The 13,096-nt window shown below is 71.7% G+C and carries 15 protein-coding genes; 9 read left to right on the top strand and 6 right to left on the bottom strand.

Features of this window, described 5'->3' with window-relative positions; all coding sequences use genetic code 11:
- Positions 1–125: 125 nt before the first annotated feature.
- Complete coding sequence (locus tag ABZ016_RS35125) at positions 126–1,145, bottom strand: GNAT family N-acetyltransferase (RefSeq protein ID WP_356920759.1); 1,020 nt, start codon at positions 1,143–1,145, stop codon at positions 126–128.
- A gap of 140 nt (positions 1,146–1,285) precedes the next feature.
- On the opposite strand from ABZ016_RS35125, the gene fdxA reads away from it, so the two are divergent.
- Positions 1,286–1,606, top strand: a complete 321-nt coding sequence (fdxA, locus tag ABZ016_RS35120; RefSeq protein WP_018089397.1) for a ferredoxin — start codon at positions 1,286–1,288, stop codon at positions 1,604–1,606.
- 122 nt (positions 1,607–1,728) lie between these two features.
- Positions 1,729–2,820: a bifunctional succinyldiaminopimelate transaminase/glutamate-prephenate aminotransferase gene (locus ABZ016_RS35115; protein ID WP_356920758.1), complete on the top strand. Its 1,092-nt coding sequence runs from the start codon at positions 1,729–1,731 to the stop codon at positions 2,818–2,820.
- Between the two features lie 104 nt (positions 2,821–2,924).
- Here the strand turns inward: ABZ016_RS35115 and ABZ016_RS35110 are convergent, their stop codons facing one another.
- The gene (locus ABZ016_RS35110; protein WP_356920757.1) at positions 2,925–3,371 is read right to left on the bottom strand and encodes an ATP-binding protein; all 447 of its coding nucleotides are present in this window, start codon (positions 3,369–3,371) and stop codon (positions 2,925–2,927) included.
- A gap of 342 nt (positions 3,372–3,713) precedes the next feature.
- A complete protein-coding gene (locus tag ABZ016_RS35105; RefSeq protein ID WP_356920756.1) occupies positions 3,714–4,697 on the bottom strand; it encodes a heavy metal transporter in 984 nt (327 codons plus the stop codon).
- Between the two features lie 86 nt (positions 4,698–4,783).
- On the opposite strand from ABZ016_RS35105, the gene dapE reads away from it, so the two are divergent.
- Together dapE and ABZ016_RS35095 are read left to right on the top strand one after the other, a co-directional pair.
- Positions 4,784–5,863 (top strand): succinyl-diaminopimelate desuccinylase, encoded by a 1,080-nt coding sequence (gene dapE / locus ABZ016_RS35100; protein ID WP_356920755.1) that lies wholly within the window; start codon positions 4,784–4,786, stop codon positions 5,861–5,863.
- Between the two features lie 131 nt (positions 5,864–5,994).
- Complete coding sequence (locus tag ABZ016_RS35095) at positions 5,995–6,753, top strand: TIGR00730 family Rossman fold protein (protein WP_356920754.1); 759 nt, start codon at positions 5,995–5,997, stop codon at positions 6,751–6,753.
- Between the two features lie 45 nt (positions 6,754–6,798).
- Here the strand turns inward: ABZ016_RS35095 and folP are convergent, their stop codons facing one another.
- Positions 6,799–7,659, bottom strand: a complete 861-nt coding sequence (gene folP / locus ABZ016_RS35090; RefSeq protein ID WP_356920753.1) for a dihydropteroate synthase — start codon at positions 7,657–7,659, stop codon at positions 6,799–6,801.
- A 168-nt stretch (positions 7,660–7,827) separates the two neighbouring features.
- Here folP and ABZ016_RS35085 point away from each other — a divergent pair, with 168 nt between their 5' ends.
- A complete protein-coding gene (locus ABZ016_RS35085) occupies positions 7,828–8,202 on the top strand; it encodes a DivIVA domain-containing protein (RefSeq protein WP_356920752.1) in 375 nt (124 codons plus the stop codon).
- The gene (locus ABZ016_RS35080) at positions 8,199–8,786 is read left to right on the top strand and encodes a DNA-3-methyladenine glycosylase I (protein WP_356920751.1); all 588 of its coding nucleotides are present in this window, start codon (positions 8,199–8,201) and stop codon (positions 8,784–8,786) included. Before ABZ016_RS35085 ends, ABZ016_RS35080 begins: the two co-directional genes overlap by 4 nt.
- 68 nt (positions 8,787–8,854) lie before the next feature.
- On the opposite strand, the gene ABZ016_RS35075 is transcribed toward ABZ016_RS35080, so the two are convergent.
- A complete protein-coding gene (locus ABZ016_RS35075) occupies positions 8,855–9,658 on the bottom strand; it encodes an enoyl-CoA hydratase-related protein (protein ID WP_356920750.1) in 804 nt (267 codons plus the stop codon).
- Between the two features lie 380 nt (positions 9,659–10,038).
- Between ABZ016_RS35075 and ABZ016_RS35070 the strand changes: the two genes are divergently transcribed.
- The gene (locus ABZ016_RS35070; protein ID WP_003966491.1) at positions 10,039–10,206 is read left to right on the top strand and encodes a DUF3117 domain-containing protein; all 168 of its coding nucleotides are present in this window, start codon (positions 10,039–10,041) and stop codon (positions 10,204–10,206) included.
- Positions 10,207–10,324: 118 nt separating this feature from the next.
- Here the strand turns inward: ABZ016_RS35070 and ABZ016_RS35065 are convergent, their stop codons facing one another.
- Positions 10,325–11,023 (bottom strand): O-methyltransferase, encoded by a 699-nt coding sequence (locus ABZ016_RS35065; protein WP_356920808.1) that lies wholly within the window; start codon positions 11,021–11,023, stop codon positions 10,325–10,327.
- Positions 11,024–11,258: 235 nt separating this feature from the next.
- Here ABZ016_RS35065 and sigE point away from each other — a divergent pair, with 235 nt between their 5' ends.
- Both sigE and ABZ016_RS35055 read left to right on the top strand, forming a co-directional pair.
- Entirely contained in the window at positions 11,259–11,960 is a 702-nt protein-coding gene (sigE, locus tag ABZ016_RS35060) for an RNA polymerase sigma factor SigE (protein ID WP_356920807.1), read from the top strand.
- Entirely contained in the window at positions 11,957–12,982 is a 1,026-nt protein-coding gene (locus ABZ016_RS35055; RefSeq protein WP_356920749.1) for a zf-HC2 domain-containing protein, read from the top strand. Before sigE ends, ABZ016_RS35055 begins: the two co-directional genes overlap by 4 nt.
- Positions 12,983–13,096 lie beyond the last annotated feature (114 nt).

Here is a 13,096-nt window from a genome sequence, read left to right as displayed (position 1 = left end):
ATATCGCGGCGGGTCACCGGCGATCGGTCACCGGCGATCGGTCACCGTCGGTCGGTCACCGTCGGTCGGTCACCGTCGGTCGGTCACTGGCGGTCCGTCACCGGTGGTCCGTCACCGGTGGTCCGTCAGCGGCGACCCGGACGGTCCGCTTCCGGCGCCCGGTAGTGGTGGTAGGCGTGGTGCGCGGCGAAGCCCATGCCGGCGTACAACGCCCGCGCCCCCTCGTTCTCGGCCTCGACCTGGAGCCACGCGGCCGACGCGCCCTCGTCGAGGGCCTGCCGGGCCAGCGCCGCCATCACGGCCGTGCCCAGCCCCTGCCGCCGCAGCGCCGGGTCGACCTCGACTGCGGCGAACCCGGCCCACCGCCCGTCGACGACACAGCGCCCGATGGCGGCCGGAGCGGCCCCCTCCGCGGCACCCGGCACGGTCGCGAACCACACCGACGGCCCCCCTCCGAGCACCCGCAGCGCCACCTCGCTCACGCCCTTGCGCTGATAACGGGCCAGCCACGCCTCGTCGGCGGTCCGGGACAGCGCGACCCCCGACGGATCGCCGCGGTCGGCGACCGGCGCGAGCGGTCCGACCCACATCTCGGCGGTCACCTCCCGCACCCAGCCCCGCGCCTCCAGCTCGGCACACAGCGACTCCTGGGTGCCCTCGGCGCCGGTAGCGGTCTGGACGTAGGCGGGCAGCCCGCGGGCGTCGTACCACCGCCGCACCGCCCCCAGCGCCTCGTCGAGAGGCACTCCGGGGTCACCGAGCGGCAGCACCGAATTGGCCCGCCGTGTGAACCCGGAGGCGGCCCGCAGTTCCCAGTCCCCGAGCCGCTCGCTCTCCACGGACCGCCAGGCGCGGGCGGCGACCCGGGCCAGTTCGCCGTAGGAGGCGGCCGGACCGCGGCGACGCGCCGGGACGGAGGGCACGACCTTGCCCGCGACCAGCTTCGATTCCGCGATGCGGACGCTTTGGCCGTCCTTCCGTGTGATCAGCAGCACACCGTTGTCCCATGATGTGAGAACACCGACCGTGTCGGTGAACTTCTCACCCGGAGCCGCGTGTTCGATCAAGCTCCGGACGGAGACCCGTTTTCCCACGTCAGCAGCGGTGATACGGACCTCGAGTCGCCCGGCGGCAGAGATTTCCACAGGTCAGTTCACCCCTCCTGTTCGGATCATGCCCAAGAACGGAGATACTAGAGGCGGGCATCGACGACGCCGCGCTCCCGCGCGCCAGGCGGCGGAGCCTACGGAGGCCCGCCAGCGCCCTATCGAGGAGGAACGACAGCGTGACCTACGTCATCGCGCAGCCTTGTGTCGACGTCAAGGACAAGGCGTGCATCGAGGAGTGCCCGGTCGACTGCATCTACGAGGGCTCCCGGTCCTTGTACATCCACCCGGACGAATGCGTCGACTGTGGTGCCTGCGAGCCGGTCTGCCCGGTCGAGGCGATCTTCTACGAGGACGACACCCCGGAGGAGTGGAAGGACTACTACAAGGCGAACGTCGAGTTCTTCGACGAGCTCGGCTCGCCCGGCGGCGCCAGCAAGCTGGGGCTGATCGAGCGCGACCATCCCTTCATCGCCGCGCTGCCGCCGCAGAACCAGTAAGAGCGGCCCGTACCAGCGCCGCCTCGGTCCCGTACGGCCCCGATCAGCCCGCTGATCGCCGTAGGGGACCGAGGCGTTTGCCGTGACCCGGCTGGTACGTGCCAGAAAGTGAGCCAGAACCCGTGTCCGCAGTCTCCGACCGCCTTCCCACCTTTCCCTGGGACAAGCTGACGCCGTACAAGGCCACGGCCGCCGCCCACCCGGACGGCATCGTGGACCTGTCCGTCGGCACCCCGGTCGACCCGGTCCCCGAGCTGATCCAGAAAGCGCTGGTCGCCGCGGCGGACTCGCCGGGCTATCCGACCGTCTGGGGCACGCCGGAGCTGCGCGACGCGATCACCGGCTGGGTGGAGCGCCGTCTCGGCGCCCGGGACGTCACCCACCGCCACGTCCTGCCCATCGTCGGCTCCAAGGAGCTCGTCGCCTGGCTCCCGACCCAGCTCGGCCTCGGCCCCGGCGACCGGGTCGCGTACCCGCGCCTGGCCTACCCGACGTACGAGGTCGGCGCCCGCCTGGCCCGCGCCGGGTACGAGGCTTACGACGATCCGACGGAGCTGGACCCCGAGGGCCTGAAGCTGCTCTGGCTGAACTCCCCGTCGAACCCGACCGGCAAGGTCCTGTCGAAGGCGGACCTCACCCGGATCGTGGCGTGGGCCCGCGAGCACGGCATCCTGCTCTTCTCCGACGAGTGCTACCTGGAGCTGGGCTGGGAGGCCGACCCGGTCTCGGTCCTGCACCCCGACGTCAACGGCGGCTCGTACGACGGCATCGTGTCCGTCCACTCGCTCTCCAAGCGCTCGAACCTCGCCGGCTACCGCGCGGCCTTCCTCGCGGGTGACCCGGCCGTCCTCGGTCCGCTCCTGGAGATCCGCAAGCACGGCGGAATGATGACCTCCGCGCCGACGCAGGCGGCCGTGGTGGCGGCCCTGGGTGACGACGACCACGTCCGCGTCCAGCGCGCGCGCTACGCCTCCCGGCGCGAGCTCCTGCGTGAGGCCCTGCTCACCCACGGCTTCCGTATCGAGCACAGCGAGGCCAGCCTCTACCTGTGGGCCACCCGGGGCGAGTCCTGCTGGGACACCGTCGCCCACCTCGCGGAACGGGGCATCCTCGTGGCTCCGGGCGACTTCTACGGCCCGGCGGGCGCGGAGTTCGTCCGCGTGGCCCTGACGGCGACGGACGAGCGGATCGCCGCGGCGGTACGCCGGCTGTGACCGCTGGGGGCGGCGGTTCCGCCCCGGCCGTACCGGCCCGCACAGACACGGCGACGGGGTCCAGGGAAGCTCCCTGGACCCCGCCCGTGTACTTGAGTCCGGTCTCAGCCGACCGGCAGACCCTTCGTCGGCAGCGAGCCCGCGGCCGGCACCCCGCCCTTCGTCAGAGAGCCCGTCGGCAGGCCACCCTTGGCGGAGCCGGCCGTGTCACCGACCAGCTGCCCGGCGGAGCCCGCGGCGTCACCCGCCGCCTTCTGCGCGACGGGCGTGGCACTCTTGACCACCCCGCCGCCGAGCTTGCCCGCGGTCGGCACGGTCTTCTTGACCGACTTGCCGCCGGTGTCACCCGCGGACTTGGTGACCTTCTGCGCCGCACTGTCGACGGTGTTGCCGACGTTCGCCCCGTCCAGGGCGGTCAGGCCACCGACGTTCGGGGAGGCCGGCAGCTCGGGGGCCGCGCCGGCGGAACCGGCCGCACCGACCCCGGCTGCCGCTCCCGCAGCGACGATCAGCGCGGCACGGGCGATGCGGCGGGTCAGGGGGAGGGACATGGTGCTCCTTCGACGGAGAGAACAGTGAGCTTCGTGAAGTGTCCTGACCGGGGCCGGGACTTGATCGACTGGTTGTTGATCGCCCCGGCTCGGGCGCAGTGACTACCGCTCGAAGCCCGCGAAGGTTGCGGCGACGCAACGTAAAAAGTTGGTAATGCGTCGCATAATCGGCTGCACGAAAAGGGGTGAAAAGGCCCCGGTGGAAAGTCCGCCGAATCCTCCCAGCCCTTTGCTCCCAAGGGCCTCGCGGATTTCGGGTGAGGACGGGCGAATCCGCGCACCCCGTCGCGGCCGAGCCGCGCGGGTAGCCCTCAGGGGTGAGCTCCCGTACCCCTGCGCGATCTAGCGCATCGTGACGACACGGACGGCGTTCACGTCTGGTTCCGCACCCGAGCCGCCCTTCGCGGAGGAGGCCCGCCACTCGCTGGCGGTGTTCCCGGCGACCCACTCCCGCCCCGCGTACGTGACGCGCGCGATGTGCAGCTCGGAGGCGTTGGCAACGGACCAGTGAGCCAGCTGCCAGCCCCGCTGCTCGGTGCTCCGCCCGGTGGCGGAACCGGCCTCCGGGGCGACGGGCAGTGTCACGGTCCGGCCGCCGGGGCCCTCGGTGCCGCTCGGGGACGGTGTCGGGGTGGCCGCCGGCGAGTCGCCCACCTGGGCGCCGGCCGGCTCCAGGACATCCCGCCCGAAGTCCCGCACGAGCGCGGCCCGCACGCCGTCGGGGCCCGTCGCCCGGGTCGCGGCCGGACGGCCCTCGCAGGTCAGCGTGGCCGCGGACTGCCCGGTGAGGGCCGCGGCGAGCAGCGCGGCGTCCGGCTCGTGCTTGGCGTAGGCCTGCGGGAAGCCGCTGCGCTGCACGCGCTGCGCGGCGACGGTGAGGGGCAGCCGCGTGTAGCCGGGCACCTTGACCAGGTGGTCGTAGAACTCGCCGGCCGAGTACGCCGGGTCCAGGATCTCCTCCGGCGTGCCCCAGCCCTGCGAGGGCCGCTGCTGGAACAGGCCGAGCGAGTCCCGGTCGCCGTGCTTGATGTTGCGCAGGGCCGACTCCTGGAGCGCGGTCGCCAGCGCGATGGTCACGGCCCGCTCCGGCAGCCCGCGCCCGGTGCCCACGGCGGTGATCGTCGCCGCGTTCACCGCCTGCTCCGGCGAGAACTCGTACGACGCCCCGTCGCCCTTGCCGGAGACGACCTTGCAGCCCGGTTCGCCCGTGCCTCCGGTGACGTACTGGACGACGAGGTAACCGGCGACCGCCAGCAGGATCACGAAAGCGGATCCGCATCGCAGGAGGCGGCCACGGCGCTTGGGAGTGGGGGACGGCTCTGGCACGTCGTACAAAATACTGGAGCGTACGGAGTGTGTTGGGCCGGACGGGGACAGTGGGGCACCGGGCCTGGCGCGTTAGGGTCGACGGCATGGCCGACACCTCGCTTGACCTCACGCTGGACGCCGCGGAGCTCACCGCCCGGCTCGTCGACTTCCGCTCCGAGAGCGGCACCGAGAAGCCGCTCGCGGACGCCGTCGAGACCGCGCTGCGCGCACTGCCCCATCTGACGGTCGACCGGTACGGCAACAACGTCGTGGCCCGGACGAACCTGGGCCGCCCGGAGCGGGTGATCCTGGCCGGACACATCGACACCGTTCCGATCGCGGACAACGTCCCCTCCCGGCTCGACGAGGACGGCGTGCTGTGGGGCTGCGGCACCTGCGACATGAAGTCGGGCGTCGCGGTGCAGCTGCGCATCGCGGCCACGGTCCCGGCCCCCAACCGCGACCTGACCTTCGTCTTCTACGACAACGAGGAGGTCGCCGCGGAGCTGAACGGCCTCAAGCACGTCTCCGAGGCGCACCCCGAGTGGCTCCAGGGCGACTTCGCCGTCCTGCTGGAACCGTCGGACGGCCAGGTCGAGGGCGGCTGCCAGGGCACGCTGCGGGTTCTGCTGAAGACCATGGGTGAGCGGGCCCACTCGGCACGCGGCTGGATGGGTTCCAACGCGATCCACAAGGCCGCCCCGATCCTCGCCCGCCTCGCCTCCTACGAACCCCGCTGGCCGGTCATCGACGGCCTGGAGTACCGCGAGGGCCTGAACGCGGTAGGCGTCAGCGGGGGAGTGGCCGGCAACGTGATCCCCGACGAGTGCGTCGTCACCGTCAACTTCCGCTACGCCCCCGACCGCACGCCGGAGGAGGCCGTGGCCCACGTCCGTGAGGTCTTCGCGGACTGCGGGGTGGAGGAGTTCGAGGTCGTCGACCACAGCTCCGCGGCCCTGCCCGGCCTGTCCCACCCGGCGGCGAAGGCGTTCATCGAAGCGGTGGGCGGCACCCCGATGCCGAAGTACGGCTGGACCGACGTCTCCCGCTTCTCGGCCCTCGGCGTCCCGGCCGTCAACTACGGCCCGGGCAACCCCCACTTGGCCCACAAGCGGGACGAGCGCGTGGAGATCGCGAAGATCCTCGCGGGCGAGGAGCGACTGCGGAACTGGCTGACCGCCTAGGGGGCCCTTCGACTTCGCAGGGACGCGGTCGTGTTTACGCCGCTCCATCGCGGACATGCTCACGTCCCTCGTTCGTAACCCGCGTAGATCTACGCTGAGGTGGAACGACCAGCACGACGGAGGGAGCGCACATGGCGACCGGCAACCCCGAGGGGAAGAAGCAGCCGCCGGAGGAAAAGCGCCTGGGCCCGGTCCTCCAGCGGCGGGACCAGGTGCAGGCCAGCACGACCGACCAGCGGCTGCTGGACGAGCGGGCCCCGTCCGACTGGGTCCACACCGACCCCTGGCGCGTGCTGCGCATCCAGTCGGAGTTCATCGAGGGCTTCGGCACACTCGCGGAACTCCCCCCGGCGATCAGCGTGTTCGGCTCGGCCCGGACCCCGGCGGACTCGCCCGAGTACGAGGCGGGTGTCCAGCTGGGCAGGGGCCTGGTGGAGGCGGGCTTCGCGGTCATCACGGGCGGCGGCCCGGGCGCGATGGAGGCGGCCAACAAGGGTGCCCTCGAGGCGAGCGGCATCTCGGTCGGCCTCGGCATCGAGCTGCCGTTCGAGCAGGGCCTGAACCCGTACGTCGACATCGGCCTGAACTTCCGCTACTTCTTCGTCCGGAAGATGATGTTCGTCAAGTACGCCCAGGGCTTCGTGGTCCTGCCCGGCGGCCTCGGCACCCTCGACGAGCTCTTCGAGGCCCTCACCCTCGTCCAGACCCAGAAGGTCACCCGCTTCCCCATCGTGCTCTTCGGCACCGAGTACTGGGGCGGACTGGTCGACTGGCTCCGCAAGACGGTCATCGCACAGGGGAAGGCGGCGGAGAAGGACCTGCTGCTGTTCCACGTGACGGACGACGTGGACGAGGCGGTGGCGCTGGTGTCGAAGGAAGCGGGCCTGTAGGCACAGGTCAGGGGGTCCAGGGGGCGGAGCCCCCTGGTACCTCGGCTAGGCCAACCCGCGCCGCGCCACGGCCGGCACCCGATGCCCCGCGATCGCCGCCACCATGTCCAGCACCTGCCGCGTCTCGGCGACCTCGTGCACCCGGTACACCTGCGCCCCCAGCCACGCCGACACCGCGGTCGTCGCCAACGTCCCCACCACCCGCTCCTTGACGGGCCGGTCCAACGTCTCTCCCACGAAGTCCTTGTTGGAGAGGGACACCAGCACGGGCCACCCCGTGGCGACCATCTCGTCCAGCCGCCGGGTCGCCTCCAGACTGTGCCGCGTGTTCTTCCCGAAGTCGTGCCCGGGATCGATCAGCACGGACTCCCGCGGCACCCCCAGCTCCACCGCCCGCTCGGCCAGCCCGACCGTCACCTCCAGGATGTCGGCCATGACGTCGTCGTACTGCACCCGATGCGGCCGGGTCCGCGGCTCCGCACCCCCGGCGTGGGTGCACACCAGACCCACGCCATGGCGAGCGGCGACCTCGGCGAGCCCCGGATCCACTCCGCCCCACGCGTCGTTCAGCAGGTCCGCCCCCACCTCGCACACGGCCGCCCCGACCTCGGCCCGCCAAGTGTCCACACTGATGATCACGTCCGGGAAGCGTCGCCGTACCTCCGCCACGAAGCCGACCGTCCGCCGGACCTCCTCCTCGGCCGTGACCTCCTCGCCCGGCCCGGCCTTGACCCCGCCGATGTCGATGATCGCGGCACCGTCGGCCACCGCCTGCTCCACGCGGGCGAGGGCCGGCTCGTCACGGAAGGTGGCCCCCTGGTCGTAGAAGGAGTCCGGCGTCCGGTTCACGATCGCCATGACCACCGGCTCGTGCGGCTCGAATTCCCGCCTGCCCAGCCTGAGCATCCCTGTGACCTTCCCTGGTACGACCCGTCTTCCGCCGCCTGCGACCCTAGCGGTCGGACTCGCATGGCACGATCGGAGCCTGACAACATCAGACTCCGAGGGCTTCGGGGACTCCGCAGACTCCGGGCCTTCGAAGACAACGACACATCCGACCGTGGGGGCTCCGCGATGGTTATGTTCCTGTTCCTGGTCGTCGCGCTGGTCGTCGTGGTCGCCGCGGTGACCCTGGCCGTGGTGGGCGGCGGCGAGAACGGCCCGCTGCCCGAGGCCGCCCCCGAGCGGCTGCGGGACCCGCTGCCCCCGGACCGCCCGGTCGACCGCGCCGACGTGGAGGCCCTGCGCTTCCCGCTCGCGGCGCGCGGCTACCGCATGGCGGACGTGGACGACGCCCTGAGCCGCCTGGGCGCCGAGCTCGCCGAGCGCGACGCCCGCATCACCGACCTGGAGTCGGCCCTGGCCGGCGCCCGAGCGGCCGCCACACACCCCCCGGAGCACCACGTCTCCATGGACAAGCCCGCCCCGCGCCCGGAGGACCGACCGTGAGCGACGGCACCGCCCTGGCCGGCCCGGACGGGGCACTGCGCTGCCCCTGGGCCCTGTCCGCCCCCGAGTACGTGGCCTACCACGACGAGGAGTGGGGCCGCCCGGTCCACGGCGACGACGCGCTCTACGAGCGCCTCAGCCTGGAGGCCTTCCAGTCCGGCCTGTCCTGGATCACGATCCTGCGCCGCCGCCCGGGTTTCCGCGCCGCCTTCGCCGACTTCAAGATCGCGTCCGTGGCCGACTTCACCGACGAGGACCGCGAGCGCCTCCTGGCCGACACGGGCATCATCCGCAACCGCGCCAAGATCGACGCGACCCTCGCCAACGCACGGGTGCTGGCCGAGTGGTCCCCGGGCGAACTCGACGACCTGATCTGGTCCCACGCCCCCGAGCCGGGCACCCGCCCGGCCCCGAAGACTCTCTCCGACGTCCCACCCGTCACACCGGAATCGACGGCCCTGTCCAAGGCACTGAAGAAGCGAGGCCTGCGCTTCGTCGGCCCGACGACGGCGTACGCCTTGATGCAGGCGTGCGGCCTGGTCGACGATCACCTGGAAACCTGCGTGGCGAGAAGCGCCCCCTAAGGGGCGCGGGGAACTGCGCGATCAACCACATAGAACCCGCAGCCCCCGACGGCGCTACACCCCCGAGCTCACCGGCCCAGATACTTCGGCTTCTCCTTGTTCACAAAGGCCTGCACCGCGATGGCGTGATCCTCGGAGGAGCCGGCCCGGGTCTGCAACTCGTCCTCCTTCTCCAACGCCTCCTCCAGGGAGTGCGTCAGCCCGAACCCCACCGACTCCTTCAACGCCGCATACGCCACCGTCGGCCCCTCGGCGAGTGACCGCGCCACCTTCTCCGCCTCCGCCCGCAACTCGGCAGCGGGCACCACCCGGTTCGCGACACCCAGCTCGTACGCCTCCTGCGCGGAGATGCTCCGCGGGAAAAGCAGCAGGTCAGCAGCACGACCCGGGCCGACCACCCGTGGCAGCGTCCACGAGATCCCCGAGTCCGCGGTCAGCGCCACCCCGGCGAACGAGGTGTTGAACGTGGCCGTCTCCGCCACGATCCGGTAGTCCGCGGCGAGCGCGAAACCGAAGCCCGCCCCGGCCGCCACCCCGTTCACGGCGGCGACGACCGGCTTGGCCGCCCCGGTGAGGGCGCGCACGATCGGGTTGTAGTGCTCCCGGACCGTGTTCATGGTCTGCCCCGAGCCGGTCTCCCGGTCCTGGACCAGCAGCCCGATGTGCTCCTTGAGGTCCTGCCCGACGCAGAACGCCCGGTCACCGGCGGCGGTCAGCAGCACCGCACGCACGGCGGCGTCGCCCGCAGCGGACTCGACCGCCTCCCGCAGGGCGACCTTGGTCTCCACGTTCAGCGCGTTCATCGCCTCCGGGCGGTTCAGCGTGATCGTCGCAAGCCCGTCGCTCACCTCGTAGAGCACGGTGTCGGCCATGGCGTATCCCCTCCGTCGCGGCTCGAGGACGTACCGGCCGGTACGCCCCGCTTGCAGCACAGCATGACGGAGATCGTCGACGAGGGACCGGACCGGACATGTGACCTGCGTCAAACAATTCCCGTTCGGATTCCTTCGGCGGATCTGTGTGCGGCGGCGGAGTATCGCAGTCTCATCGCCGAATTGAGTGGTTTTGCTCGCGTGCGTTGCCCAAGCGATGCCTACTGATGTTGGTCATCGGGTCCTGGGATGCGGGATAATGGCCTGGAAGCAATGTGTTCGATGCCGGTGGCGCGTGTCCTGCCTCAAGGACCGCACGTGTGCCCTTCTCGGGGCCGGCGGCTTTGACGATGAGCTGGGTTTCAGGAAGGGGAACGAGCATGGCGGCCATGAAGCCGCGAACGGGTGATGGCCCGCTCGAGGTGACCAAGGAGGGGCGGGGCATCGTCATGCGCGTTCCGCTCGAAGGCGGCGGTCGGCTCGTCGTCGAGCTGACCCCGGACGAGGCCGACGCGCTGGGCGACGCCCTCAAGAAGGTCGTCGGCTGACGCGCAAGCGACCATACCCTTTCAGCTGTCCCGGCATCACACGAGGTGCCGGGGCTGCTGTTTTCTCACCGCTGCCCATCGCCTGCCCCGGCTCGCGTTCCGCTAACGTGCCGCCCGGCTACCGCTTCACCGCGCACAGCAGACCGTCGCCCACCGGCAGCAGGGACGACACCAGCTCCTGGCTCTCGCGCACCGCGCGCAGCAGCTCCCGGAGCCGCAGCACCTCCGTGGGCTGCGGGCCGGAGTCCACGGTCCGGCCGTTCGCGAAGGCGCCCTCGAAGACCACGAGCCCGCCGGGGCGCAGCAGCCGCAACGATTCAGCGAGGTACTCCATGACCTCCAGGCGATCACCGTCGCAGAACACGAGGTCGTAGCCCGAGTCCGCGAGGCGGGGCAGCACGTCCAGGGCGCTCCCCGGGATGAAACGGGCCCGGTTGCTGGCGAAGCCGCAGGCGCGGAAGGCCTGACGGGCGAACTGCTGGTGCTCCGGCTCGGAGTCCACGGTCGTGAGGACGCCGTCGGGCCGCATACCGTGCAGGAGGTGGATGCCGGAGACACCGCAGCCGGTCCCGATCTCCGCGACGGCCTTCGCGTCGACGGAGGCGGCCAGCAACCGCAGCGCGGCGCCCGTGCCGGGCGACACCGAGCGCAGCCCTGCGTCGCCGGCCCGGTCACGGGCCCAGCGCAGCGCTTCGTCCTCGGCGACATAGGCGTCGGCGAACGCCCAGCTCGTCTGCCGGTTGCCGGTAATGACCCTCTCCTGTCCCCGTGAATGCCTGGGCGTGACTGTATCCGTTGGGCGCGGGAACCCGCAGATGGGACCGGTCGTTTAAAGGGGTGAGCAAAGCGGCGTGGGCCGGGATGGGGGGCAGGCGGTGGGCCAGGACACCGAGCAAGTGCCGACGCAGCAGTACGAGGCGTATCAGCACAGATCAAATTCTCGTAAAACCGCTTATCCGGTCCTAACGGGCGAGGTGGCTATGGTAGGGGCTCCACTGGACACCACCAGAGCTGACAGGGGAGGTGCGGCTACGTCTGTGGATCGGACAGGAGTGCTCCGGCGCTTCTTCGGATCAGCGGGCAGGCCGACATCCGTGAACGACACCGCTGCTGACCACAGTCACGCCGCTGACTTCGCCCAGACCGCGACCTTCACCACCGACGCGGACGGGCAGGCGTGGACTCCGCCCACCTGGGAGGAGATCGTCAGCACGCACAGCGGCCGGGTCTACCGGCTCGCCTACCGCCTCACCGGCAACCAGCACGACGCCGAGGACCTCACGCAGGAGGTCTTCGTCCGTGTCTTCCGTTCCCTGTCGACCTACACGCCGGGCACCTTCGAGGGCTGGCTGCACCGCATCACCACGAACCTGTTCCTGGACATGGTCCGCCGCAAGCAGCGCATCCGCTTCGACGCGCTCGGCGAGGACGCGGCCGAGCGGCTGCCCAGCAAGGAGCCCACCCCGCAGCAGGTCTTCAACGACGCCCACTTCGACGCGGACGTCCAGCAGGCCCTCGACACCCTCGCCCCCGAGTTCCGCGCCGCGGTCGTGCTGTGCGACATCGAGGGACTGTCGTACGAGGAGATCGCCGCGACCCTCGGTGTCAAGCTCGGCACGGTGCGCTCGCGGATCCACCGCGGCCGCTCCCAGCTGCGCAAGGCCCTCGCGCACCGCTCGCCGGAGGCGCGTGCCTCGCGCCGCTCCTTCGTGCCCCGTGTTCCCGCCTTGGGAGGAGGGGGCGCGAGCGCGTGAGCGGATCACGGCCGAAGCCTTCCGAGGGACACCTCGCAGAGCAGCACCTGGGAGACCGACTCTCCGCCCTGGTGGACGGAGAGCTCGGTCATGACGCGCGTGAACGCGTACTGGCGCATGTGGCCACCTGCCCGAAGTGCAAGGCGGAGGTGGACGCCCAGCGCCGGCTGAAGAACGTCTTCGCCGAGGCGGCCCCGCCGCCCCCGTCCGAGAGCTTCCTGGCCCGCCTGCAGGGACTACCGGGCGGAGGCGACCCGGACGGTGATGGCACGCCGCTGGGTGGGGGAGGGCTGCCCGGCGGACTGTCCGGACGGTTCGGATCGTCCGGGGCCTTCGGTATGAAGCGCGGCGAGCGGTTCGAGTTCGGGTACGCGCCGTCCCGGTCGCACCTGCCCGTGCTGCCGTCCTCCGGCAACGGGGTCCTGCCCGCCGGTGGCCGGGGCCTTCCCACGGCCGGCCCAGGCTTCCGCATCCATGACGTCAGCCGGCACGAGGGCGACCGGTCCTCCTCGCGGCTGCGGTTCGCGTTCGCGGCGGCCGGGGCCGTGTCCCTGGCCGCGATCGCACTGGGCGGCGTCACCGTCGGCACCCCGGCCGACACGGAGGCCCGCGGCGGCGCCGGCACGGGGAGCAACGTGACGCCGATGCGCACGCAGGGCACGGGCGCGGCGACCCAGCCGGAACCCCAGCGACGCCGCGGCACGGGTCCGCTGCTCGGACAGCTGCAAGGGCAGAGCACACTCGGCCACACCCCGGTCGCCCCGACCGAGGTGTCCGCACCGCTGCTGCCCGGGCTTGTGCACCCCACCGCACAGCAGACCGCCGTGCATGCGCTGACCGCCCCGGTGCTGGCCGGTGCCGCGGCCGTGTCCCCGTTGATACGCCCGCTCGAGGCGGCCCCGTCGGCGGCCCTGACCTCGTGGTCCTCGGTCCCCGAGATCACGGCACCCCTGCTCGCCGTGCCGCTCCCGGAGACGACCGCGTCCGCCTCTCCCTCCGCCTCCTCGCGCACGGCCCGCTGACCGGCCTCTGCGCAGCGGCGCGCGAACCTGATTGAATCCGGGGGTGGCGCCGTCGGCCTGGGCATGGCCGGGCGCCGATTCGACGAACTGCGGCCACGTCGTCGAGCCGTGCCG

Origin of the sequence: Streptomyces sp. NPDC006372 (genome assembly GCF_040612515.1) — a bacterium.
Taxonomy (GTDB): domain Bacteria; phylum Actinomycetota; class Actinomycetes; order Streptomycetales; family Streptomycetaceae; genus Streptomyces.
The sequence above is the reverse complement of the archived record's forward strand: the minus strand, read 5'-3'. Positions and strand labels throughout refer to the sequence as shown.

Excerpts from the sequence above, each read along its gene's own strand:
- ABZ016_RS35085 (WP_356920752.1), top strand. The coding sequence starts at position 7,828 with ATGGTTATGTTCCTGTTCCTGGTCGTCGCGCTGGTCGTCGTGGTCGCC.
- ABZ016_RS35095 (WP_356920754.1), top strand. The coding sequence starts at position 5,995 with ATGGCGACCGGCAACCCCGAGGGGAAGAAGCAGCCGCCGGAGGAAAAG.
- folP (WP_356920753.1), bottom strand. The coding sequence starts at position 7,659 with ATGCTCAGGCTGGGCAGGCGGGAATTCGAGCCGCACGAGCCGGTGGTC.
- ABZ016_RS35070 (WP_003966491.1), top strand. The coding sequence starts at position 10,039 with ATGGCGGCCATGAAGCCGCGAACGGGTGATGGCCCGCTCGAGGTGACC.
- dapE (WP_356920755.1), top strand. The coding sequence starts at position 4,784 with ATGGCCGACACCTCGCTTGACCTCACGCTGGACGCCGCGGAGCTCACC.
- ABZ016_RS35110 (WP_356920757.1), bottom strand. The coding sequence starts at position 3,371 with ATGTCCCTCCCCCTGACCCGCCGCATCGCCCGTGCCGCGCTGATCGTC.
- ABZ016_RS35075 (WP_356920750.1), bottom strand. The coding sequence starts at position 9,658 with ATGGCCGACACCGTGCTCTACGAGGTGAGCGACGGGCTTGCGACGATC.